Annotated in this window: 24 protein-coding genes; 10 read left to right on the plus strand and 14 right to left on the minus strand. The window is 65.3% G+C overall.

Going from position 1 to position 23,085, the window contains the following annotated elements; genetic code table 11:
- Positions 1 to 330 precede the first annotated feature (330 nt).
- The 7 genes from ACQR10_RS20090 to pqqA all read right to left on the minus strand — a co-directional run bounded on the left by ACQR10_RS20090 (position 331) and on the right by pqqA (position 5,934).
- Positions 331 to 999: a DUF4286 family protein gene (locus ACQR10_RS20090; RefSeq protein ID WP_316177758.1), complete on the minus strand. Its 669-nt coding sequence runs from the start codon at positions 997 to 999 to the stop codon at positions 331 to 333.
- Positions 1,000 to 1,150: 151 nt separating this feature from the next.
- A complete protein-coding gene (gene pip, locus ACQR10_RS20095) occupies positions 1,151 to 2,140 on the minus strand; it encodes a prolyl aminopeptidase (RefSeq protein WP_315805803.1) in 990 nt (329 codons plus the stop codon).
- On the minus strand, positions 2,133 to 3,326 hold the full coding sequence (gene pqqE, locus ACQR10_RS20100) for a pyrroloquinoline quinone biosynthesis protein PqqE (RefSeq protein WP_316217653.1): 1,194 nt from the start codon (positions 3,324 to 3,326) through the stop codon (positions 2,133 to 2,135). Before pqqE ends, pip begins: the two co-directional genes overlap by 8 nt.
- Positions 3,323 to 3,631 (minus strand): pyrroloquinoline quinone biosynthesis peptide chaperone PqqD, encoded by a 309-nt coding sequence (pqqD, locus tag ACQR10_RS20105; protein WP_315805801.1) that lies wholly within the window; start codon positions 3,629 to 3,631, stop codon positions 3,323 to 3,325. The genes pqqE and pqqD overlap by 4 nt, the downstream gene beginning before the upstream one ends.
- A 301-nt stretch (positions 3,632 to 3,932) precedes the next feature.
- Positions 3,933 to 4,688, minus strand: a complete 756-nt coding sequence (pqqC, locus tag ACQR10_RS20110; protein ID WP_409998002.1) for a pyrroloquinoline-quinone synthase PqqC — start codon at positions 4,686 to 4,688, stop codon at positions 3,933 to 3,935.
- A gap of 20 nt (positions 4,689 to 4,708) precedes the next feature.
- Positions 4,709 to 5,638, minus strand: coding sequence for a pyrroloquinoline quinone biosynthesis protein PqqB (pqqB, locus tag ACQR10_RS20115; protein ID WP_316217652.1), 930 nt, complete (start codon positions 5,636 to 5,638; stop codon positions 4,709 to 4,711).
- Positions 5,639 to 5,853: 215 nt separating this feature from the next.
- Positions 5,854 to 5,934: a pyrroloquinoline quinone precursor peptide PqqA gene (gene pqqA / locus ACQR10_RS20120; protein ID WP_012029362.1), complete on the minus strand. Its 81-nt coding sequence runs from the start codon at positions 5,932 to 5,934 to the stop codon at positions 5,854 to 5,856.
- 305 nt (positions 5,935 to 6,239) lie between these two features.
- Between pqqA and ACQR10_RS20125 the strand changes: the two genes are divergently transcribed.
- On the plus strand, positions 6,240 to 6,497 hold the full coding sequence (locus tag ACQR10_RS20125) for a DUF6894 family protein (RefSeq protein WP_172111173.1): 258 nt from the start codon (positions 6,240 to 6,242) through the stop codon (positions 6,495 to 6,497).
- Positions 6,498 to 6,551: 54 nt separating this feature from the next.
- Here the strand turns inward: ACQR10_RS20125 and ACQR10_RS20130 are convergent, their stop codons facing one another.
- From ACQR10_RS20130 to ACQR10_RS20140, 3 genes are all read right to left on the minus strand, one after another.
- Positions 6,552 to 6,986: a group III truncated hemoglobin gene (locus ACQR10_RS20130; RefSeq protein WP_316217651.1), complete on the minus strand. Its 435-nt coding sequence runs from the start codon at positions 6,984 to 6,986 to the stop codon at positions 6,552 to 6,554.
- A gap of 218 nt (positions 6,987 to 7,204) precedes the next feature.
- Positions 7,205 to 8,308: a lactonase family protein gene (locus ACQR10_RS20135; protein ID WP_316217650.1), complete on the minus strand. Its 1,104-nt coding sequence runs from the start codon at positions 8,306 to 8,308 to the stop codon at positions 7,205 to 7,207.
- A gap of 215 nt (positions 8,309 to 8,523) precedes the next feature.
- Positions 8,524 to 9,678, minus strand: coding sequence for an IS4 family transposase (locus ACQR10_RS20140; protein ID WP_315800429.1), 1,155 nt, complete (start codon positions 9,676 to 9,678; stop codon positions 8,524 to 8,526).
- A gap of 305 nt (positions 9,679 to 9,983) precedes the next feature.
- Between ACQR10_RS20140 and ACQR10_RS20145 the strand changes: the two genes are divergently transcribed.
- From ACQR10_RS20145 to ACQR10_RS20160, 4 genes are all read left to right on the plus strand, one after another.
- A complete protein-coding gene (locus ACQR10_RS20145; protein WP_316217649.1) occupies positions 9,984 to 11,378 on the plus strand; it encodes an amidase family protein in 1,395 nt (464 codons plus the stop codon).
- Entirely contained in the window at positions 11,378 to 11,854 is a 477-nt protein-coding gene (locus ACQR10_RS20150) for a glutathione peroxidase (RefSeq protein ID WP_316217648.1), read from the plus strand. The genes ACQR10_RS20145 and ACQR10_RS20150 overlap by 1 nt, the downstream gene beginning before the upstream one ends.
- Complete coding sequence (locus ACQR10_RS20155; RefSeq protein WP_009029378.1) at positions 11,851 to 12,099, plus strand: DUF3297 family protein; 249 nt, start codon at positions 11,851 to 11,853, stop codon at positions 12,097 to 12,099. Before ACQR10_RS20150 ends, ACQR10_RS20155 begins: the two co-directional genes overlap by 4 nt.
- Positions 12,100 to 12,501: 402 nt before the next feature.
- Entirely contained in the window at positions 12,502 to 13,554 is a 1,053-nt protein-coding gene (locus ACQR10_RS20160) for a hypothetical protein (RefSeq protein ID WP_316217647.1), read from the plus strand.
- Between the two features lie 159 nt (positions 13,555 to 13,713).
- Here the strand turns inward: ACQR10_RS20160 and ACQR10_RS20165 are convergent, their stop codons facing one another.
- On the minus strand, positions 13,714 to 14,346 hold the full coding sequence (locus tag ACQR10_RS20165) for a hypothetical protein (RefSeq protein WP_316177776.1): 633 nt from the start codon (positions 14,344 to 14,346) through the stop codon (positions 13,714 to 13,716).
- A 423-nt stretch (positions 14,347 to 14,769) separates the two neighbouring features.
- Here ACQR10_RS20165 and ACQR10_RS20170 point away from each other — a divergent pair, with 423 nt between their 5' ends.
- Positions 14,770 to 15,180, plus strand: a complete 411-nt coding sequence (locus ACQR10_RS20170; protein ID WP_316177778.1) for an SRPBCC family protein — start codon at positions 14,770 to 14,772, stop codon at positions 15,178 to 15,180.
- Between the two features lie 942 nt (positions 15,181 to 16,122).
- On the opposite strand, the gene ACQR10_RS20175 is transcribed toward ACQR10_RS20170, so the two are convergent.
- Together ACQR10_RS20175 and ACQR10_RS20180 are read right to left on the minus strand one after the other, a co-directional pair.
- Positions 16,123 to 17,472, minus strand: a complete 1,350-nt coding sequence (locus tag ACQR10_RS20175) for a malonyl-CoA decarboxylase (protein ID WP_316177779.1) — start codon at positions 17,470 to 17,472, stop codon at positions 16,123 to 16,125.
- A gap of 126 nt (positions 17,473 to 17,598) precedes the next feature.
- Positions 17,599 to 18,405, minus strand: coding sequence for an AraC family transcriptional regulator (locus tag ACQR10_RS20180; protein ID WP_316217646.1), 807 nt, complete (start codon positions 18,403 to 18,405; stop codon positions 17,599 to 17,601).
- A 62-nt stretch (positions 18,406 to 18,467) separates the two neighbouring features.
- Here ACQR10_RS20180 and ACQR10_RS20185 point away from each other — a divergent pair, with 62 nt between their 5' ends.
- The 4 genes from ACQR10_RS20185 (at position 18,468) to ACQR10_RS20200 (ending at position 22,089) form a co-directional block, all read left to right on the plus strand.
- Entirely contained in the window at positions 18,468 to 19,661 is a 1,194-nt protein-coding gene (locus ACQR10_RS20185; RefSeq protein ID WP_316217645.1) for an MFS transporter, read from the plus strand.
- A gap of 161 nt (positions 19,662 to 19,822) precedes the next feature.
- Positions 19,823 to 20,728: a cysteine rich repeat-containing protein gene (locus tag ACQR10_RS20190; RefSeq protein WP_316217644.1), complete on the plus strand. Its 906-nt coding sequence runs from the start codon at positions 19,823 to 19,825 to the stop codon at positions 20,726 to 20,728.
- 164 nt (positions 20,729 to 20,892) lie between these two features.
- The gene (locus tag ACQR10_RS20195) at positions 20,893 to 21,126 is read left to right on the plus strand and encodes a hypothetical protein (RefSeq protein WP_315805809.1); all 234 of its coding nucleotides are present in this window, start codon (positions 20,893 to 20,895) and stop codon (positions 21,124 to 21,126) included.
- A 165-nt stretch (positions 21,127 to 21,291) separates the two neighbouring features.
- Positions 21,292 to 22,089: a transporter substrate-binding domain-containing protein gene (locus ACQR10_RS20200; protein ID WP_316177785.1), complete on the plus strand. Its 798-nt coding sequence runs from the start codon at positions 21,292 to 21,294 to the stop codon at positions 22,087 to 22,089.
- Between the two features lie 74 nt (positions 22,090 to 22,163).
- Here the strand turns inward: ACQR10_RS20200 and ACQR10_RS20205 are convergent, their stop codons facing one another.
- Positions 22,164 to 22,958, minus strand: a complete 795-nt coding sequence (locus tag ACQR10_RS20205) for a substrate-binding domain-containing protein (protein ID WP_316217643.1) — start codon at positions 22,956 to 22,958, stop codon at positions 22,164 to 22,166.
- Positions 22,959 to 23,085 lie beyond the last annotated feature (127 nt).

Raw genomic sequence — 23,085 nt, forward strand, 5'->3', positions numbered from 1 at the left:
AATGGCTCAATTGAATAGTCTTATCAGACTAGAGCCATTCCAAGGCGCACACAAAGGCAAATTTGCAACGCTGCCCCTCATGCACAGTGTGCGCTGCCGCATTGCAGGCGCGATGCCGCCGCGTGCTGCGATGCGGGAGGTGGTGCGACAAACGATGACGGACTGGTGACGATGGTGGCCTTTACAGAACGAATGAGCGGACACGCGAGTTGCTCCGCACTCGGTCGTCATGCCCGGGCTTGACCCGGGCATCCACCTTTCCAAGATCTCCGAAGAGGATGGATGGCCGGGTCAAGCCCGGCCATGACGGCGGGGAATCAGACTGGCCAACTAACGCGCCGCAATATCAGCGCGGCTGAGGTCCCACATCAGGCGATAGATCCCGGCGGAAATCTGCGTCGCCAGCGGGCCGTCGACAGCCGCAAAACGCGTCGTCATCAAGGTCGCGATGGCGTGGCCGTCGGTGCCGTCGATCAGGATGAACCAGTCGGCGTCGCGCGAGCTCGCTGGAACGCCAGCGGCGGGGCCGGACAGATCCGCATCGCCTTCGAGCAGGTGCATCGAGATCACGCCCTTGAGGTCGTACGGGTCAAGCTCGATCTGCAATGCCTCGCGCAACGCCTTGTCCTGCTCCGGCTTCGGGCGCAGCCGGATGATGCCGAGCACGGCGCCGCGGCCGGCCCCTTTCGAGATCGTGATGCGTGCGACGCTGCGGATCATGTTCTTGAACCGCGCCATCACCGCCTTCGACCATTCTGTCGGCGACTCCAGCCGGGCGCGATAGGCCGGACTGTCGAGCACGCCGATCGTCTCGGCGGAGTACAGGCACAGATATTTCGGGCTGCCCTGCTCGGCGACATAGCGTCGCGCCTCGATGAAGCCGGGAATGGCGACGCGCTCTTCGAGATGCTCGCTGTCGTACCAGTGGTTGAAGTCAGCCTCGTGAGCGGCATCGATGTTCATCGACGTCAACAACATGCCTTTCCCGGCGATGGGCATCTCGAGCCTCCTGGTGCGTGTGGCTGATCCTCATGCTGAGGAGGCCGCCAAAGGCGGCCGTCTCGAAGCATGAGGCCCGAAGCGTCGCGGGCCTCATGCTTCGACACGGCGCTGGCGCGCCTCCTCAGCATGAGGGGAATGAGTGATGTGTTTAAGGCGCTGTCGTGCGCGTCGCCAGATCGCAGATGGCTTTCATGACCGCATCGCGGATGCCGGGGTCATAAAGATTGTGACCTGCGGCTTCGACGACACGGATTTCGGCGTCGCGCCAGATGTCCGCGAGCCTTGCCGAGGTGGAGGGCGGACAGAGCAGGTCGTAGCGGCCCTGCACGATGATTCCGGGAATCCCGCTGAGCCTGCTCGCATCACGCAGCAACTGGTCTTTCGCCATGAAGCTGTCCTGAGAGAAGTAATGCGCCTCCATGAACGGCGTCGCCGGCAGCGCGCTGCCGGAGCGGATGGCGAGCCGATCCAGATGGGCGCGCGCCGGTTTGATCTCGGACAGCGCCCGCTCGGTGTCGTGCCAGGCGCGCGCGGCCGGACCGTGGATCGCCGGATCGGGATCGAGGATGCGGCGGAAATAGGCCTCGCAGGGGTTGGCGCGCTCGTTCTCCGGTAGCATCTCCAGGAAGTCGCGATGCAGGGCAGGGTGAAAGCGCGCCAGCGTCTCGCCGAACGCCGTCTCCACCTCCGCGCGGGTGCCGAGAAAGGTCGCGCGCAGCACCAGGCCGCTCACGCGCGCTGGATGCGCCTGGGCGTAGGCCAGCGCCAAGGTCGCGCCCCAGGAGCCGCCGGCGACGATCCATTTCTCAAAGCCGAATTTCGTGCGGATCGCCTCCATGTCGGCGATCAAATCGTGCAGAGTGTTGTTGTCGCGGCTGCGCGCGGGACGCGAGCGGCCGGCGCCGCGCTGGTCGAACAGCACGGCGTGGAAGCGCTCGGGATCGAACAGCCGGCGGTGATCCGGCTGGCAGCCGGAGCCGGGTCCACCGTGCAGGTAGACGGCGGGTAGGCCGCCGACTCGCCCGGCGCTCTCGACATAGATCTGATGGCCGCCAGAGACGTCGAGCCATTCCGACGTCAGCGGCGCGAACGGATCGCTGCGGCGCGCGGAGGCGCGGCCGGCTTCGGCGTCAGGCATCATTGCTCTCAGGCGTGCCGCCGGCGAAGTTGCGATACAGGAAGCGGTCCTGGCCGGAGGCGGCATCGCGCTCGGCCTGCTTGAAGATGCTCTCGTGCAGCGGCGACAGCGTGCAGGCCGGATCGGTGTTGGCGGCGTCGCCGGTCAGCGCAAAGGCCTGGCAGCGGCAGCCGCCGAAATCGATCTCGCGGAACTCGCAGGATTTGCACGGCTCCTTCATCCAGCCGGTGCCGCGATAGCGGTTGAAGGCCTCCGAGTTCTGCCAGATCCAGGCGATCGAATGGTTCGAGCGCACCGACATGAAGTCGAGCCCGGTGATGCTCTCGGCGGCGTGGCACGGCAGGATCTTGCCCGACGGCGAGATGTTGAAGAACTGCCGGCCCCAGCCGCCCATGCACTTCTTCGGCCGCAGCGCGTAGTAGTCCGGGACGACGTAGTCGATGGTCAGCGTGCCCTTCAGCCGCTCGCGCGCCTCCTCGACCAGGCGGTCGGTCTCCTCCAACTGGGCGTAGGTCGGCATCAGGCTGGCGCGGTTCTTCAGCGCCCAGCCGTAATATTGCACGTTGGCGACCTCGAGCCGGTCGGCATCGAGATCGACCGCCATCTGGATGATGTCGGGCAGCTGATGCAGGTTCTGCCGGTGCATCACGGCGTTCACCGTCAGCGGCAGGTCGAGCTCGCGGGTCCAGCGCGCCACCTCGAGCTTCTTGGCGTGGCCGCCCTTGTAGCCGCCGACGCGGTCGGCGACATCAGGCTCATTGCCCTGGAAGCTGATCTGGACATGGGACAGCCCGGCATCGGCCAGCTCCTTCAGCCGCTCGCGCGTCAGCAGCACGGCCGAGGTGATCAGGTTGGTGTAGAGTCCGACGTCGTTGGCATGCTGCACCAGTTCGACCAGATCCTTGCGCGCCGTCGGCTCGCCGCCGGAGAAGTGGATCTGCAGCACGCCGATCTCGGCGAGCTCGGACAGCACCTTCTTCCACTCTGCCGTGGTCAATTCCTGGCCTGCGCGGTCGAGCTCCAGCGGGTTGGAGCAATAGGGGCATTGCAGCGGACAGCGATGCGTGAGCTCGGCCAGCACGGCGAGCGGAATGCCGTAGGTTTCGGCCACGGAGCCGCGCCGCTCCAGCACGGCGAGGCCGTCATTGCTGTCGCTGGGCGGTGAGGTGTCGGTCAGCTCGGTCATGATGTCGTCTCCCGAACCTCGGTCAGGAATCCCTTGTCGGCGAGATCCTGCAGCATGGCGACGACGTCGATCGCGATCACGTCACGCGGCGCGGCGTATTTCGCCGCCAGCTCGTCGATGATCCCGGCGACGCTGCGCGTACCGTCGCACAGCTTGAGCACCTCGACCGCGATCTCATCCGGCGCCAGCACCCGCTCGGGGGCGAGGATCACCCAGACCTGGCGCGTCTCGTCGAACTTCAACTTCGTATGCCGCGGCAGCACCACGCGGCTGGTCTCGGTGACTTGGATGTGACGCGGGGCCATGGTGGGGTTCTCTAGCAGCAGCTGTGATCAAACGGCGAGATCGCGCAGATTTGGAGTTCGGAGCCGCCGCCGCGCCTGCCAGCGTCCTTCGAGACGCCCGCCTGCGGCGGGCTCCTCAGGACGAGGGCGGAACTTGCGGCGATATCCTGAACCCTCTCCATGAACACGCTAACAGCGTGTTCATGGTCCCGTATGCAGCGGCCGCTCCGCCGCTTGCCCCTCATGGTGAGGAGCGCCGCTTGCGGCGCGTCTCGAACCATGAGGCCCCCCGGACCAGGCGGCGTTGCTCCGATGCAACCACTCACCCCTCCTTCGGCACGAACGCACCCGGCGGAATGTGCCCCTCGACATACGCATGATACAGCGCGTCGAGCTGCACCCACAGCACGTTGGTCTTGAAGATCAGCGCGTTGCAGACCGCGGCGCGCTGCTCCGGCGTGGTGGCGTGCTCCTTGACGTAATGCAGCGCGAAATTGGCATCGCGCGGCGCCTGGGTGAGACGCCGCTTGAAGTAGCTCATGGTGTCGTTGTTGACGAAATCGTAGTGCTCGAGCATGCCCGAGATGCGCTCTTCATGGATGCTCGGCGCGAACAATTCGGTCAGCGACGAGGCGATCGCCTCCAGCGGCGAGCGGTCGCGGCAGAAGTGCACATAGGCCTCCACCGCGAAGCGCGTGGCCGGCAGGATGCCTTCGGTGGATTCGACATAGGCCGTGTCGAGGCCGAGGCCTTCGGTCAGCTTGATCCAGCGCTCGATGCCGCCCTCGCTGCCGACATCGCCGTCATGATCCTCGATGCGGTGCCGCCATTCCAGCCGCGTGGCGCGGTCGCGGAAGCGCGTCATCACCATCGCATCCTTCAGCGGGATCGTCGACTGGTAGTAGTAGCGGTTCAGCGCCCAGGCCTGCACTTGGCCCTTGTTGAGCTTGCCGCCGTGCAGCAGCTTATGAAACGGGTGGTGGTTGTGATAGCGCGTCGCCCCGATATGGCGCAGCGCCGCTTCCAATTCGCTCGCATTGTTCAGCGTTACGCCGCTGCCGATCGACAGCGCCGTCATTCCGCTCAGATTGACCTCACTCACAGTACGATCTCCATCCCTTCAGCGGGGATTTCCCATCCCTCGCGCTCCAACGTTTGCCGCTCGGGTGAGGCGTGCAGCCACGCCGGATTGGAGTTGTTGATGTGCAGGAAGACCTTCCTGCCGATCGCGAGGTCCGCCAGCTGCTTGATCGCACCGCTTTCTCCGGACATCGCGATATGTCCCATGCTCTGCCCGGTCTTGTTGCCGAGTCCGGCCTGGATCATCTCGTCGTCGCGCCACACCGTGCCGTCGAACAGCACCAAGGGCGCGCCCCTCAATCTCGTTCTCAGATCATCGTCCACGCCGGCGCAGGCGGCGATGACGTAGCAATATTGCCCGCCTTCGAGATCGGCGATCTTCAGGCCCAGCGTGTCGCCGGTCGAGGAGCTGCCGCCGGGATGCTGCTTGTCGCGCAGATACCACGCGCTCGTTCCCGAGACGGCGAAGGCCGTGATCTCCAGGCCCGAGGGCCTGCCGTCCTGCAGCAGCGGCCGGAACGGCACGTCGATCACGATCGGCACGCGCTTGACGGTCTCGTCCTTCAGCACATCGAAGATGTTGTTCGAGCGGAGGATCGCAAGCACCTTGGGGTGCGCATGGATCGAAAATGGCGAGCTCTCGCGCATCGACAAGAGGCCGGTCACCGCATCGATCTCGCCATTGGTCAGGATCACGCCGGCGATCGGACTGTGGCGCAGGGCGCCTGGCTTCGGATGCAGCTGCGGCGTGCGGGTGACCTGCTGACGCAGATCGGGCGAGGCGTTGATCAGGAACCAGTTGGCGCCATCTGCGCTGACCGCGACCGAGGCCTGACTGTTGCTGATCTCGGGATGTGAGGTGCGCGCGGCACGACACACCGCGCAGCCGCAATTCCACTGCGGCACTCCACCGCCCGCGGCGGCGCCCAGGACGACGAGGCGAAGCATGAGCCGTCTCCTGGAATTCAGCTGTGGTGGCGCACGCGATTACCAGCGGCAGGATCACCGACGGACACGCTGACCGACGGTCAGGATCGCCCGCAGGGAAGGTGACGAGGGTGGGACATCCGACCAGCGCACGGGCTGGCACATACGCGGTCGCTGATCCCCACCCTCAAGCGTCGACGTCCTGATCGCCGAGACCTGGACGTCACACCCGCGAATTATTTGCGAGCCGCGCAGGCGTACATGTTGATTTCCATGCCGACCGGCACTTCAACGATCTTCGGTGCTTTCCAGGCCATTGTCCTCTCCTTCAAGACGGGACGGTTATCGTCCTCAGCAATAAACTACCGTGCTACGAAAAGTTCGCCAGTGGAATCTTTTTGTTTGAGCCTCTCAGGCCTGTTTATTGCAGTGCGAAGTTGCAGATGCGAGTTGCTGCCGTTTTCGTCGGATTGAGCCGTGAAAACAACGAATTCGTGATCGATGGCTTCGCAACGCCGTACATTTCAGCCCCTAGCTTGAGGGGCTGAGCTGGCCGGATAAAGCAGTCGTGAGATGTTCGAGACTTCAAAACCCCAGCGCGCGACCCCATTGGAAGCTGATGATGCCTAGATATTTCTTCAACACACGGATCGGCGAGGAACTGGTCTCCGACACCGACGGCGAGGTGCTGCGCAATCCCGACCGCGCCTGGGAAGTCGCGCGCGACATGATCAAGGAACTGCTGCGCACCGAAGGTGGCAACGCGGCGCTGATGACGGCCGTCATCGAGGTCACCGACGAGGACGGCGAGATCGTGCTCGAGTTCCCGTTCTCCGAAGCGATCTTCAACATGCCGGCGCAGTCGATGACGCGCCATTGAGCGCAGGACGGCCGCATCGCCGCTTCCCGAACGCCGGCTTGCTTGCGGCCGAGGTCAGACCGAATGGCGCGGGCGCGCGATGTCGCCGCGCGTGCTGGCGATGCCCATCTCGAAACTGTCGGCGATGCGGCGGGCGCGGACGATGAAGAGCTCCGCGAGCTCGGGCGCGAACAGGTCCTTCGCCGTCGTCTCGAACAGCCGCAGCCAGCGGTCGAAATGCCCGCCTTGCAACTCCAGCAGCAGATGCGGCCGCATCGGCGCGCCGCTGTAGCGGCCCGTCTTCAGGAACATCGACGACCAAAAATCACTGATCCTGCCGATATGTTCGTCCCAATCCTCCACCGTACGGTTGAAGATCGGGCCGATCAGCTCGTCCTCCCGTGCGCGGCCGTAGAAGGTCTCGACCAGCAGGCGGATCGAGGCGTCGTCGAGTTCCGGATGTTGAACGGCGAGGGGATGGCGGTCGGGCTGGGCGGCAGGCATGGTCATGGCGTTGGATATAGGCACTCGCAGCGCGGATGGAAACGCCGGAGCCATCCGGGCCTCATGGTTCGAGACGCCCGCCCCCGGCGGCCTCCTCACCATGAGGGGAGGCATCACAACGCGCGGAAGAATTCCTGCGGCACCCTCAGCCCCTCATCCTGAGGAGCCCGCCGGGGGCGGGCGTCTCGAAGGATGGCCGCAACAGCGGTGTTGCAGCCCGCCGGTCACGGCAGGCTGACGAACTCCACCCAGTTCGGCTTCTTGCCGACCGCGTACGACTTCGTCTTCTCCAGCACGCCGCTGGCCGGGTCGATCCGATACACCGTCATCCCATTCGACACTTCGCCGACGGCGGCGAGGTAGCGCCCGGTGGGATCGATGGCAAAGCCGCGCGGCTGGGTTTCGGTCGGCACGCTGCCGATCGGGCTCAGGCGCCCGCTGGCCGCATCGACCTTGAAGCCGGCAATCGTGTTCGAGCCGCGCTCCGAGGCGTAGAGGAACTTGCCATCGGGCGTCGCATGAAGATCCGCCGCCCAGGGCTTGCCGGTGAAGCCCGAGGGCAGGGCGGTCGTGCGCTGCTGCTCGCTCCAGGTGCCTTTCTCGGCATCATAGGCGTAGACCGCGAGATCAGCGTTGAGCTCGTGCAGAAGGTAGATGAACTTGCCGTTCGGGTGGAAGATGAAGTGCCGCGGCCCGGACTTCTCCGGCGTCTTCACCGTCAGCGCCTCCTTGGCCGTCAGCGTGCCGGTGGCGGCGTCGAACGCGAAGCCGAGCACCTGGTCGGAGCCGAGATTGGTCGCGAACACGAAGCGGTTGTCGGGCGAGGGCAGGAAGGCATGCGCGTTCAGCCCGGTCGGGATCACCTGGCCAGGTGCGGCGACCACGCCGTTCGGCTGGACCGGATTCACCGCCACCTTGTTGCCGCCATAGGAGGCGCTGAACAGCACCTTGCCGGTGCGGTCGAAGGCGATGTTGGCCATGCTGTCGGCGAGCGGCCCGTTGCCGATGTGGCTGAGCCGCCCGGTCTTGGCGTCGATGGCGAAGCTCTCGGCGACGAATGGCTGCGAGCGGACGCCGGCGATCAGCACCCGCTTGTCCGGGCTGACCGCGAGCGGGGTCGACGAGCCCGGCTTCTCCACGCCCACGAAGGCAGCCGTCTGCACCGGGGTCATCTCGCCCGAGGCGGCGTCGAACTTGAACACGCTGATGTCGTTGCTGTCGGCGTTGCCGACATAGGCGTAGGTCTCGGCCTGGCCGGCGCGCGGCGCCAGCGTTGCTGCAGCGGCGAGAACGAAGGTTGCGGCCATGATGGTGCCCGGTCTGATCATCTGTTTCCCCCTTTGTGATGTTGTTGCTTCAGCTCTTAAAGTCGAATGTGAAGCTTGACCAAGCCTGATTCCGGATCGATCGATGCAGGTTGGGTATTGATCGCGGAGGCCGATCCAGCGCGCGGCCCGTGATTGAAGAGGGCACCTCGAGCCCACAGGCTGCGCGGCTGATTTGTTTCTCCGTCATGCCCGGGCTTGACCCACGGCTGTCCGGTTCAGCTTCCGCATATTGCGAGGCTCAACTGTTGTGGGTTTTTGGCAAGTTGGGGTGGCCCCGTGAGCAATTGATCGATGGGGCGGCGATGCATGAGGTTGGTGCGGACCAATCTGGCAAAGACCAAGGGGCTTTGGATTGCCTTCTGAAGGTCTTGCGCGAGGCGAAGCAAGAGGAAGGCGATCAGGGCAACGGCGATCTGGATACGAACGGCGTTCTCAGAAGTCCCGAGGAACCTGGTGATCTTGAGGGTCTGCTTGACCCAACGAAAGAACAACTCGATGGCCCAGCGGCGACGATAGAGGTCGGCGATCTCTTGAGCGCTGGCATCGAGGTCGTTCGACAGGATGCGCAGGATCTTTCCCGTTTCCAAGGTGACGCGCACTTCGCGCACCGCAGTCTGCATTGGATTGCGGCGGCTGTAGGCTTGGCGTTGTGGAAGGAAGCCGATGCGGTCGGAGAGGATGTTGCCATCCGCGATGACAGGCAACTCCTCCACGACCCGCAGCGGCGTATTGGATTTGAACCGGGTCACGATTCGACAACCGGCGGCGTCCAGTTGAGCCCACCAAGCATATTCATAATAGCCGAGATCGAAGACGTAGGTTGCTCCCGGCTCGATGGGCATCTGATGCGCTGCAGTATTGTCGTTGACGTTGGCTCCGCTGATTGCCGCATAAATCGGCCGGTCGGCGTCGGCATCATAGATCACATGCACCTTGGCACCGCAGACACCGGTAGAGAACCGTGCCCAGCCAGCGCTGGCTTCTGTCAGCCGTACGCTGGTCGAATCAATCAAATACGTCGTCTCGGCAAGCTTGCGGCGTAACCGGCGATGGGCCTGCTTCATCATGATGGCCAACAGGGCGGCAAACATCTCCGCAGGCCGATTCATATTGGCGTCCGCGAAAGTCGAGCGGCGGACAGGGCCCCCACCCAGGTGATAAAGCCGCGCGGTGTGGCTCGACAGCCCGGTGACAATCTCACGCAGACTGGAAGCCCCCGAAAGCTGACCGTACAGCAGCGCCACAAATTGGTCTTTGGTGGAAAGCCGTCGAATCCGCGCGTCCGTGCCATGCTCGTCCACAAGCGCCTCGAAGCGATGCCAGGGGACCAACTTCAGAATGTCTCGGAATACTGTATTCTGATGCGGCATGGCGGGACCTTCCTGGTGTGTCTCGAACATTTGGCGATGCTCAAGACCGCAGAAGAATCCACGCCATGCACCATGTCCAGTCTGTCTGAACCGGACAGCCGTGGGCTTGACCCGGGCATCCACGTCGGTCCGCGGGTGCCGGGCGACGTGGATGGCCGGGTCAAGCCCGGCCATGACGAGGAGGAGAGAGCAGGGCCGACACACCCATGCGCTTTGCTGAGGGACCATTTCGTTGGGCCGCGCCCAGACCGCTTTCTCAGTGCTACCCGCCGCGCTAAGAACGCTGGACCACCACGGAGCTCCCCATGACCGATCTCTGGCGCCTGCCGGCTGCCGACCTCGCCGCCCTCATCAAGTCGAAGCAGGTCTCCGCGCGCGAGGCCGCGACATCAGCGCTGGCGCGGCTCGATGCGGTGAACCCCGCGATCAACGCCGTGATCGATCACCGTCCAGACGAGGTTCTGAAACAGGCCGACGCCATCGACGCCCGGCTGGCGAACGGCGAGGACCCCGGGCCGCTCGCCGGCGTGCCAGTGACGATCAAGGTCAATGTCGACCAGACAGGCTTCGCCACCACCAACGGCCTCAATCTGCAGAAGGACGCGATCGCCTCGGCCCACAATCCGGTCGTCAACAACTTCGTCAAGGCCGGCGCCGTGCTGCTCGGCCGCACCAACACGCCTGCGGTGTCGTATCGCTGGTTCACCAGCAACCTCATCCATGGCCACACCAGGAATCCCCGCGACCCCGGCATCACCCCGGGCGGCTCCTCCGGCGGCGCCGGCGCGGCGACCGCCGCCGGCATCGGCCATATCGGCCACGGCACCGATATCGCCGGCTCGGTGCGCTATCCCGCCTACGCCTGCGGCATCCACGGCCTGCGCCCGACGGTCGGCCGCATCCCCGCCTTCAACACCTGCCTGCCGGAGCGCCCGATCGGCCCGCAGATCAGCGCCGTCTCCGGCCCGCTCGCCCGCACGGTCAACGACGTCAGGATCGCGCTGGCAGCGATGTCGGCGCGCGACGTCCGCGATGTCTGGTGGATGCCGGTGCCGCTCGAGGGCCCTCCCTTGCCGAAGCGCGTCACGCTCTGCGTCAACCCCGACGGCCTCAACCCGGTGCCGGAAGTCGTCGCCGCGCTGCGCGATGCCGCCAGGCGGCTCGAAGCCGCCGGCTGGGCCGTCGAGGAGATCGCGGACACGCCGCCGCTGCAGGAGGCCGCGCTGCTGCAGACCCGGCTCTGGCTCGGCGACGGCTACGAGGCGCAGCTCGCCGCAGCCGAGAAGGAAGGCGATCCCGGCGCGCTGGCCTGCCTGCGCGGCGTCAGTGACAAGGTTCATCCGTTCGACCTCTCGGCGACGCTGGCCCGCCGCGCCGCGCTGACCCGGCAATGGCTCCTGTTCATGGAGCAGCATCCGCTGCTGCTGATGCCGGTCTCCGGCATGCTGCCGTTCGCCGACCAGCTCGACCGCAAGGACGAGGAGTCGTTCAGGCAGGTCTGGCATGCCCAGCTCACGCAGATCGCCATTCCCTTTTTCGGCCTGCCGGGCCTCGTGGTCTCCACTGGCATGGTCGGCCGCGTCCCCGTCGGCGTGCAGCTCGTCGGCCAGCGTTTTCGCGAGGACATGTGCCTTGCCGCGGGCGAGGCCATCGAGGCCGACGGCACGCCGCCGTCACCGATCGATCCGGTGCTGGGCTGATGGCCAGCATCTACGATTTCACCGCGACCTCGCTGAAGGGCGAGGAGGTGCCGCTGCAGCGCTTCGAGGGCCAAGTGCTCCTGATCGTCAACACCGCCAGCGCCTGCGGCTTCACGCCGCAATATCGCGGCCTGGAGGCGCTGCACCGCGCCTATGCGGACAGGGGCTTTGCCGTGCTCGGTTTTCCCTGTAACCAGTTCGGCGCCCAGGAGCCCGGCACGGCCGAGGAGATCGGCGCGTTCTGCGCCGGCAAGTACGACGTCACCTTCCCGCTGTTTGCGAAGATCGACGTCAACGGCGCCGACGCGCACCCGCTGTACAGGTTCCTGAAGGGCGAGAAGACGGGCCTCTTGGGCTCGGCGATCAAATGGAATTTCACCAAATTCCTGGTCGATCGCACCGGCCACGTGGCATCGCGCCATGCGCCGACCACCACGCCCGAGGCGCTGAAGAAAGAGATCGAGGCACTGCTGTGAGCGACAACGAGACCTTCACCTTCCCCGACCGTCTCTCGGTCGATCCGAAGAGCCCCTATTACAACGCGGAGATCCTGTCGCGCGACGTCGGCATCCGCTTCAAGGGCGCCGAGAAGACCAATGTCGAGGAATACTGCATCAGCGAAGGCTGGATCCGCGTCGCCGCGGGGAACGCCAAGGACCGCCACGGCAACCCTCTGACCATCAAGGTGCATGGGCCGGTCGAGCCGTATTTCAAGGATTGAGGATAGGGTCGAGCGCCGCCTCTTGCGCCAGTCCTCAAGTCTGAGGCATCGGCCCCTCAACGATCGTCCGCCCTCAGGATGGGGCACCCTGCCAACCCCATCGTCATGCCCGGGCTCGTCCCGGGCATCCACGTCGGCCTTCTGGGCTCGGACGTGGATGGCCGGGACAAGCCCGGCCATGACGAGTGGAGAGAGCGTGAGCCAACGAGGGCACGGCGCCCGGCGCCAAACAGCAACCCTTCACTCAAAAACATGAGCGACGCTCAGAATTTTCTTGAACGTCGCTCAAGTTCCGTTAGACTACCCCCTGTTCGCACCGGCATCCGCGTATCGCGACGCGCAACGCAATAGCGTTCGCGCGAACGCCACGGGCATGTCCGGCGCGCCCATGAGGTGACGACCATGTCCTATTCCGACCACGATCTCCGTGCTGCCGAAACTGCCGGCGCGATCGGTCACGACGAGCTGCAGCGCCTGCTCGCCTTCCTGCACCAGCGCGTCGCAACGGCAGCCCCCCGCGCCAAGTTCGATGCCGCGCATCTGCTCTGGTACGCCGGCGCGCTGATCGTGATCGGCGCCATGGGCCTGTTCTCGACGGTGGCGTTCTCGCAGCTGGGCGGCCGCGCCCTGACCGCCTGCGCGCTCGCTTACGCCGCCGCTTTCGGTCTCGCCGGCAACCACCTCTGGCGCCGCGACCTGCGCGTCCCCGGCGGCCTGCTGATCGCGATCGCCGTGTCGATGGCGCCGCTCGCCGTCTACGGCGTGCAGGAGGAGCTCGGCTGGTGGGGCAGGTTCGGCAAGCCCGGCACGGTCCAGGACTTCTACGTCTGGATCAAGGGCAGCTGGCTGTTCATGGAGCTCGCCACCCTCGCGGCCGGCGCGATCGCGCTACGCTTCTATCGCGTGCCCTTCATCGTCGCGATCATCTCGGTCGCGCTGTGGTTCATGTCGATGGACCTCACGCCCTGGATCTTCAACGTCAGCCACATCGACTGGGAGATGCGCCGCATCGTCTCGATCTGGTTCGGCCTCGGCATTCTCAGCGTCGCCTGGATCGTCGACTACAACAGTCACAGCCGCGACTTCGGCTTCTGGCTGCACCTGTTCGGCCTGATGGCCTTCTGGGGCGGCATCAGCGCCACCGAAGGCGCGACCGAGCTCGGCAAGGCGGTCTACTGTCTGCTCAACGTCGGCCTGCTCGCCATCGCCGTCATCATCGTCCGCCGCGCCTACGCCGTGTTCGGCGCCATCGGCATCACGATGTATCTCGGCCACCTCGCCGACGTCGTGTTCAAGAACTCGCTGCTATTCCCGTTCGCGCTGTCGCTGATCGGCGTCGCGGTGGTGGCAGTGGGGCTGGCGTATCACAGGAAGCAGAAGGTGATTGCGGCGTGGCTCACGGCCAATCTGCCGGCAGCGGTGCTGCGGCTGCGGCCGCAGCAAGCCGCGGCCTAAAGCCTGCGCTACGGCCCTTCTTCGCGACGCCCGCCTTCGGCGCGCTCCTCAGGACGAGGTTCGTATCCGCTGAGACGGCTTCGTTCCTCATGGTGAGGAGCGCCGCTCGCGGCGCGTCTCGAACCATGAGCCCCGAGCGGTTGGCGCCTGGGCGCGACGCTACGATCCGAGCGGTGCGATGCCATGGATTTTCAGCATCGCATCGACATATTGCGGGTAGCTGACAGAGAGATCGGCGCTGACAGGGCGCTCCCGGTTGGCAGCGACGTATTGACGAAGGGTATCGAGCTGGCCGAGCTTGATGAGGAAGATCGGCACATACATCACGAAGGCAGGTGATGCCCTTCGTTCAGCCACGGCTTCGCGCCACAAGGACTCTATGTTGGTGTGCGCCTGAATGTATGGGTACCCGCAGGTCCGGATGCAGTGAACGATGTCGTCCGCAACGGTTGGCTCCAACGCTTTGCCGCGATAAGTCCAAGAAATCCTAGCCCGATTGTCAGCGTCCTGTTCGGCAAGTTGCTGCAAGTTGATCATGATCAGTGGCGGTCCATTCTTGCCGTATCGCCATGGAGCACCCGACATCTTCAGCGCTTCGCTGCTGGCCTTCAGGAACTCGTCGTTGAACACGCCGACAACCGGGCCCAGGCTGTAACGTCCGGAGTCCACACCGATCCATCCTCGCCACGCGTTGGTCCATGGCTTCACATAGATCCCGCGGGAAGGCTGCCGAAAGCCATCTTCCGAGAGCAATTCGGATATGCGTTTCGAAATCTCCGCTGAGGTGCTCATGAATATCTCTCGGTGTCGGAATGTCTTCGGAGTTCCGGTGTCTGCTTCTCCCGGAGCAAGAATTTTGCCGCTGTCACGCCCGCCCAAATTCCAAGGAGGCCGCCCAGACCTATGCCAACCACGACACCCAACAGCGCCAGCATGCTCCAGTCGCTGTGAATGCCCCTAGGCGCGAAACTGAGAGCAAAGAAGCCGGCTGCCAAGGCCGTGTAGCCGAGACCGACCGCTCCAAGCGCGCCGCCAATCAGCGCGGTGGCGGCAACGAATGACGCTCGTATCGCTTTTCCCATCGCAAGCCTGCGGCATCCCTGGAGGCAAGATTGTTCTACGGTCTGTCGGCATCTGCCAGTCTGTATCGTCCTTCGAGCACAAACTCCTGCACGTCTGCAGCGAGCCGTCAAATCGAACCAAGGAGCAATGGTCATGCGGATCACCGTCGAAACCACCGTCGCAGCCCCGATCGATCAGGTCTGGCGCGCCTATACGACGCCGGCCGATATCGTGAAGTGGAACGCTGCCTCGGACGACTGGCATACGACCAAGGCCACGATCGATCTGCGGGAGGGCGGAGATTTCTCCTCTCGCATGGAGGCCAAGGACGGCAGCATGGGCTTCGACTTCGCCGGGACCTACACGAAGATCGTCGAGCACAAGCTGATCGCCTACGCCTTCGGCGACCGGAAAGCGGACGTCCATTTCGAGACCGGTCCGAACGGCGTTCTCGTTCGCGTTGTCTTCGATCCTGAAACGACGCACCCGGTCGAGATGCAACAGCAAGGCTGGCAGGCCATTCTCGACAATTTCAAACGGCACGTGGAGGCGAAGGCGTCCTGAGCGTGCCGGGCGCACGGCGTCCCGATGGGGGGCGTCGTGAACGGCCTGAATCTTCTCCCTTGACAAATTCCGAAAATCAGCAATATTGCTGATATCCTGCCTCATCGCAGAGGGGCGTACGCGTCGTCACGAACGTCGGGGCAGGGATGCGGTGGCTGTGAGGATGTCGGCAGACGACCGGCGTCCTTGCGGACGGAGAAGTCGTGTGGTCCTGGCCTCTCGACGCTGAGGTCAAGTCTGCGTTGTTGCTTGACGGCACGCGCGGGCGATGGGGGCAAGAAAGCCCGATCCCCAGGGAGAGCACGAAGGACACCGTAAAAACCATCGCGCAGGGAAGGCCGGAATGCACCGGTCGTACCTGTGGTTCCTGCCCCGTGCATTTTTCTCGCACGGGGGCCATGGGTGTGGCCAGCACCCGGTCTTCCCTGCGCCCTCTGTATCTGATCAGAGGGACATGAGCGATGCAGCACTCGGGCCCGATGCGCCGCGAGGCTACGGTCGCACGTCCCTGAGCTGTTTGAGATGTGAATCCGGTCTAGCCCCATCGTCGTCCCGGCGAACGCCGGGACCCATACGCCGCGGCGGAAGTGGCTTGGCGAGGTCCAACGACGAGCCTGCCTCAAACGAGGTCCTGTGGTTATGGAGCCCGGCGTTCGCCGGGATGACGCGGTGGTTGTTGCAAAAGCGCGCTGCCTCATGGACGCCATTGAGAGCTACCGACGCAGCCGTTTTCCTCCGCTGTCGTCCCGGACAAGCTGTGACGCGCAAGGCGCGTCGCGGCGCCGATCCGGGACCCATATGCCGCGGCGGATGTGGCTTGGCGAGGTCTAACGACTGGCCTGCCTCAAGCGGCGGCCTGTGGTTATGGATCCCGGCGTGCGCCGGGATGACATTGACTTTGTAGCTTGAGCGTTCCGTCTCATGAGCCTTGTGAGTGCAAGGCTACGACGACAACCTCATATCCAGCAGCCGCCGGCCTTCGCCGCGCAGCAGCTTCTTCACGGCGCTGGAGGCGACGACCTCGCCGTCATTGGCGTAGGCCTCGTGGTTCTTCTCGATGTCCTCGAGCCGGTACAGGTAGTTCACCATCACGGTTGCGGATTCGCGCTGGCCCTTGGAGGAGAGGTCGCCGAGCCAGTTGATGCGCTCGAGTCTGGCGCCATTGCCGAGATGGAAGCGGGCGACGGGATCGATCACCTTGCCCTTCGACGTGCGCGCTTTGAGGAAGTAGTGCGCGGCGAGCGGCTCGATCACCGGGCGCAGCTCGGCGGTCATCTCGGCATCCTCGACCCAGCGCGGCTCGTTGAGCAGCTTCAGCACGTTGCGATCCTCTTCGGTCGCATCAGGGGTCGACTTCAGCCAGTTCATGAAGCCGGGCACCGGCGACAGCGTGACGAAGGTGTCGAGCTTCGGCAGCTCGCGCCGGAGCTCCTCGACCACCTGCTTGATCAGGAAGTTGCCGAACGAGATGCCGCCGAGGCCGCGCTGGGTGTTGGAGATCGAATAGAACACGGCGGTACGGGCGCGGTCGGCGGGCACCGGCGGACGGTCGACCGCGAGCAGCGGCGCGATGGCGCCGGGGATGGTCTCGGTCAGCGCGATCTCGACGAAGATCAAGGGCGCGTCGGGCATCGCCGGATGGAAGAAGGCGTAGCAGCGGCGATCGACCGGATCGATGCGGCGGCGCAGGTCGTCCCAGTCGTGGATCTCGTGCACCGCCTCGTAGCGGATGATCTGCTCCAGAATGTTCGCCGGCGTCGACCAGTCGATCTTACGCAGCACGAGAAACCCCCTGTTGAACCATGAGCTCAAGAGATGCACGACGTCGCGATCGAGCGCGGCGAGTTCCGGATTGCCCTTGATGAGATCCAGGAGATCGGTGCGCATCGCCACCAGTTCGGGCGTGCCGCCCGGCGCGCGGTTGAGCCGGCGGATCAATTCCTGCCGGCGCGGCTCGGAGGCGAAATGCAGCGCGCTCGCGCCTTCGTCCGACGGTGCCGCGCGCCAATCATCGATCGCCTTGGCGAGCTTGGCCTTGTCGGGCCCGAAATCATGCACCAGCGCGGTGAAGAACGCCTTGCGGCCCTCGGGGTCGAGATCGTGATAGCCGTCGAGCACGTCGCGGGCCATCGCCGTGCCCGAGGCCTCGCCGGCGCCGGACACCAGCGCCTCGCACAGCTCGGCCAGGCTTTTCGCATCATGCTTGTCGGTAGGGGCGCCGCCGCCGCGCAGCAGCGTCCGGCCTCGCTCGGAAATTGTGGTGATCAGGTCGGTGAAAAAGGCGTTGGCCATCTGATGTCGGTCGAATCCCGGAGCGTGATGAGGGCGATGTTACATGGATTTATGGCAAAGCTGGCGACATTCAAACATAACAAATCGTCAACGCCGCCGTCGCGGCGTGCATATGCGGCCGGCGTGTCATGCACCTGTCTGCTCCGCGAATTCGGTCGGAGTGCGGCCGGTGACCTGCCTGAAGGCATGCGAAAACGCCGGCACGCTGGCATAGCCGAGATCGGCGGCGAGCTGCTTGATGGAGAGCTGACGGTCGGTGGACAGCCGCTCGATCGCGGCCGCGATCCGGGCGCGCTGGCACCACGCCTTGAAGCTTAGCCGCGTCTCCGCCGCGAACAGCCGCGACAGAGTGCGGGCCGAGCTGCCGACCTTGCCCGCCAGGGTCGCCAGATCCTCCTCACTCGCGGGAGAGGCGAGGACGAGCTGGGCGGCGCGGCGTGCGCGCGGATCCTGCGGCAGGGGGATGAAGGTCGAGGAATCCTCGGCGCGGCGCAATTCGATCAGCGCGAGCCGCACCAGCAGCGCGGTGCGCGCACGGTCGCCGTCGGCGGCGAACAGCGCCAGGATCGCCTGGTGCAGCAGCGGCGAGACCTGCACCACGAACTCGCGGTCGAGCGGAACGCCGCGCGATTCCCGCTTGAGCCAGTCCTGCTCGAAATACAAGGTCCGCATCTGGCTGTCGGCCAGCATGTCGATGGCATGGCCGTGACGCGCCGGAACCCAGACGGCGCGGTCCGGCGGCACCAGCCAGCGTCCACGCGGCGTCGTCACCTGCATCGTGCCGCGCGAGGCGTAGATCAACTGGGACTCGCGGTGCATGTGCGGATCGAGCCGGGCGCCCTTGTGATAGAGGCGCGCGATCAGGTGGACGCCGGGCTCGGTGGTCACCCGGTCGGCGCCGAGCGGCTTCAATGGCGTGTCCACGATGGTCATTGGCGGCTTCTCGTTGGTCGCGTCGACTATAACCGATCTGTCAGGAATCGAGGACAGCTCCCATGAACAGCCCCCGCCGCGTCATCGGCTTCGTCAACGCGGCCCATTTCATCGACCACTATGCGATGCTGATCTTCGCAGCTGCGGTCATCATCATGGGCCCCGCGCTCGGCATGGCCTATGCGGACCTGCTGCCCTATGCGACGCCCGGCTTCATCGCCTTCGGCGCCGGCTCGCTCCTGACCGGCTGGCTCGGCGACCGCTGGAGCCGGCGGCACATGATGCTGATCTTCTACATCGGCATCGGGCTGTCGATGATCTCGGTCGGCCTGGTGCAGACGCCGTGGCAGCTCGGCGCGGCGCTGCTCGCGATCGGCCTGTTCGCCTCGATCTACCATCCGGTGGGAACCGCGATGCTGGTGTCCTATGCCGACCGGCTCGGCCGCGACATGGGGCTGAACGGCGTCTTCGGCAATCTCGGCGTCGCCTCCTCGGCGCTGGTGACCGGTGTGGTCGGGCAGTATCTCGGCTGGCGCTTCGCCTTCATCGTGCCCGGCGTGATCACGATCGGCATCGGCTTGGCCTTCGCGATGCTGGTCGCGCATGAGGATCGTCGCGGCTCGAAGCAGGCGGCGGCGCAGGCCCGCGTGGCGCGCGAGCAGATGTGGCGCGTGGTGCTGGCGCTGCTGCTGGTGGTGATCGCGATCTCCACGACGTTCAACGCGATCACCGTGGCGCTGCCCAAGCTGTTCGCGGAGCGGCTGGCGGGGCTGACGCAGAGCCCGGCGCTGCTTGGCGTGATCGCCGCAGGTGTCTACGTGTTCGGCGCGATGACGCAGTACACGATCGGGCGGCTGCTCGATCGGCATGCGCTGAAGACGATCGCGCTGCCGCTCTCGCTGGTGCTGGCGCCGCTGCTGTATCTCGCCGCCGATGCGCGCGACTGGGCGCTGATCCTGGCCTCGATCGGCATCGTCATGGGCGCGTTCGGGCAGGTTACGGTGAACGACGCCATGGTCGGCAAGTACACCGCCGAGGAGTGGCGCTCGCGCGCCTATGCGGTGCGCTATTTCATCGGCTTCACCGCGGCCGGCGCCTCGGTCGGCCTGGTCGCCTGGCTGTATGAGCGCGGCGGCTTCGTCACCATGTTGCAGGCCTTCGCCGCGCTCTGCCTGGTCGCGGTCCTCGCCGCGCTGATCCTGCCGCCGGAGCTTCCGGCGGCGCAGCCGGCGCTGCGGGAGGCGCCGGCGGAGTGAATATGCGATCCACCCAAATTTTCCCAATTGCCAGGCCAGCGCCGCCGGCGCAGCCTGGGCCGATATGCGTGAGCTCATACTAACGAGACCCGATTGGCCACCCTGCTGGCGACTGCGGTGGCGACAAGAAATTGAAGCACGACACCATTGAGGATCCACCGATGATCAATTGCTTCAGGACACTGCTGGTGCTCGGGATGGCCGCGGCGGCCGGCCTCGCAGCCACGCAGGCGCTGGCGCAGAGCGATGCGCAGCGCAACGCGATCAAGTCGGCATGCCGGTCGGACTACATGTCGAAATGCGCAAGCGTGCCGCCCGGCGGTACGGCGGCGTTCCAATGCCTGCAGAAGAACATCGCGAGCCTGTCCTCAGCTTGCCAGACGGCGGTCAAGGCGCTCGAGCCTGCGGCAGAGGCAAGGCCTCCGGCAGACGCCAAGCCTGTCGTGGAGGCCAAGCCGGCTTCGGCGCCACCGGCCGCGAGCGCACCGGTTGCCGCCGAGGCGAGCAAGCCTTCCGCCGAACCTCCAAAGGCTGCGGCGCAGCCGGCCGCGCCCGTCCAGGCCATGCCTGCCCAGCCCGTCACGGCGGCGGCCAAGCCGGCTGCGTCGGCGCCTGCGGTCAAGCCGAGCGAAGCGCAGGTTGCCGCGATCCGAACTGCCTGCGGCTCCGATTACCGCAAGGTGTGCAGCAGCGTGCCGCCGGGCGGCGCGGCGGCGCTGCAGTGCCTGGAGCAGAACAAGACCGGAGTGTCCGGCGCCTGCGCTCAGGCGATGGCGTCTTCGAGCGGAGGTACCACGCCGAGCGGGGCATCGGCGGCGACCGCGGCTGTTGCCCGGCCCGCGGCGGCAACCACCGCTGCACCGGCGGCGCCGACGCTGGTGTTGCGACCGCTGCGGCCGCTCGAGGAGTTGCGCATCGTGAGGGCCGCCTGCGGCGCGGACGCGCGGGCGTTGTGCAGCGGCATCGAGCCGGGCGGCGGCCGGATCGCGCAGTGCCTCGCGGCCAATGCCGGTGCGCTGACACCTGGCTGCAAGGGCATGCTCGCGCAGTTTGCGGCCAATCGCTGATGCAGGGCGGCTGTCGCCGTTCACGGTTACCACTGCAGCGCATGCGGGGATGCACAGGAGAGCGAATCCACCCAAATTGTCCCAATTGTCGGGTGGAGACGTCCCAGGCAAGGTCGCAACAGGGTGGATATTTGACCAATCAGATCATGATCAGGAGTTTGAAGATGAGCGCCATTCTTTCACGTGCCATTATTTCCACGCTGTGCGGATTGTTCATCCTGGCGGTAATGCCGTTCGTGTCGATGTCGGATGCCAACGCCGTGGTCTGCGCACGCGGCGTCGTGCGGGCCGGCTGCGCCGGTGCGGCGGGCGCCGTGGTGGTTCGCAAGCCGCCGGTGGCGGCTGCGGCGTGCCGCACGGTGATCGTCAATGGCGTCGCGGTTCGGCGCTGCGTTTAAGCGACGCTTAATTGGTTTTCGGTATCGAGTTATTTGAAACCGTAATTGCGACGCGCAAGTTTTGCGCGTCGCATGCTGCTTTGCGCAAGCGAGGTAAGCTGTATTTAACGGTGCTCCCGGCAAGGTGCGGCTCGTATCCAACTTGCAATTCGATGGGAGAGGGCCATGGCGTTTTGGCGCTGGCTGCGTGACGCAGCCCTGGCAGCTGCGGTAGTCACGTTTGCCGGCAACGCCGCCGGCGCAGCCGGCTTGAAGGAAGAAATCGCGCCGACCGGCAAGCTTCGCGTCGCCATCGCCGTCGGCGCCGCCGGCGGGGCGTTCTGGTGCGTCAAGTCGGACAGCGGCTATTCAGGCGTTCCGGTCGAACTGGGCAAGGCCATGGCCGCGCAGGTCGGTGTGCCCGTCGAATTCGTCGAGCATCCGAATTCCAATGCGATCACCGAAGATGCTGCGCGGGGCATCTGGGATGTGGCGTTCATGCCGAAGGACGCGGAGCGCGAAACCAAGGTCTCGTTCGGTCCGGTCTACGATTCGGTCGAGACCACCTTCATCGTCCGCGCCGGTCTCGACGTCGCCAACATCGCGGCGCTGGACCAGGCCGGCACCGAGGTTGCGGCCATCAACGATACGACCGTGATGCGCGGCGCCAAGGCCTTCCTGAAGAAGGCGACCGTCACCGGCTTCAAGTCCTACGAGGAAGTCTATGCGCTGCTCAGCGCGGGCGAGATCGACGCGCTCGCGCTGGCGCGCGATCAACTGAATCTCATCGCCAAGCAGATTCCCGGCACCAAGGTGCTCGCCGAGACCTTCAAGAAGACGGACACGGCGGTCGCGGTGCCGCTGAAGCATCCGCAGTCCTTGGCCTTCGTCACCAAGTTCATGACGGAGTCCAAGGCGAACGGTCTGCTCAAGAAGGCCTACGGCGCCAACAATCTGAGCGAGTCGACTTTGCTCACCCAGTAAGCGCACCGACGCTGCCTGCCGGACTCTCCCGCGCCACGGGGGGGAGCCGTCGTCTCAGCCGGGCTCCTGCGGAGTCAGTTCGGCGCCCGCCTCACGATCGGATCGAGGCCGCTTTCCGCGATCACGTGACGCGCATCCGGTGATTGCAGGAACTTGATGAGCGCCTTGCCGGCCTCCGGCTCCTTGGCGGCCGTGGCGATGCCGGCGGAGAACACGGTGATCTTCTGCAGTCCGGCCGGCAGCGGCCCGACGATGTCGATGCCCTTCACCGGCTTGAGCTCGCTGATCTGCTGAAAGCCGATCTCCGCTTCGCCCTGGGCCACGATCTCGCCGACGGGAGTGGCCGGAATCATCCGCGCCTTGCCTTTCATCTCGTCCTTGATGCCAAGCTTGTCGAACATCTCGGTGGAGACATAGACGCCGCTGGCGCTGTCCGAATAGGCGATGGTCTTGGCGGCGATCAGCATGCGTTTCACGGCTTCCGCGTTCGAAATATCGGGATGCGGCGTCCCCGACTTGACGGCGACGCCGATCGGCGAGTTGGCGAGGTCCGCACGGCTATCCGGCGTCACCTTGCCCTTGGTGGTGAGATCGCTGAGCGCGTAGCCCACCATGATGAGGACATCGGCAGGTTCGCCACGCTCGAGGCGAACCGGAATCGCATTCGTGGTTGTTCCCATCGACGGGCCGTACGCAATCGCGATCTTGTGACCCGAGCGCCGCTCGAACTCCGGCACCAGGGATTTGAACGCAGCGGTCATCCCGCCGGAGATCATGACGTGAACTTCTGCGGCTTGGGCCGCGGTGGTCAGGAGGAACGCGGCCGAAGCGGCGAGACCGATGGTGCGGAGATGGGTCGAGAGGATCATGGCAGGCTCCGAGGCGAACGGCTGGAGGCCGGGGCGCTTTGGATAGCCCGACTGTGCCGGGAAGGCCAGCGCCCACCGGGCGCCGGCCATCCCTCTGCATTGCGTCTCGCTCGCGGCGTCACTGTGT

Source organism: Bradyrhizobium sp. HKCCYLRH2060 (assembly GCF_051168135.1).
Classification (GTDB): domain Bacteria; phylum Pseudomonadota; class Alphaproteobacteria; order Rhizobiales; family Xanthobacteraceae; genus Bradyrhizobium.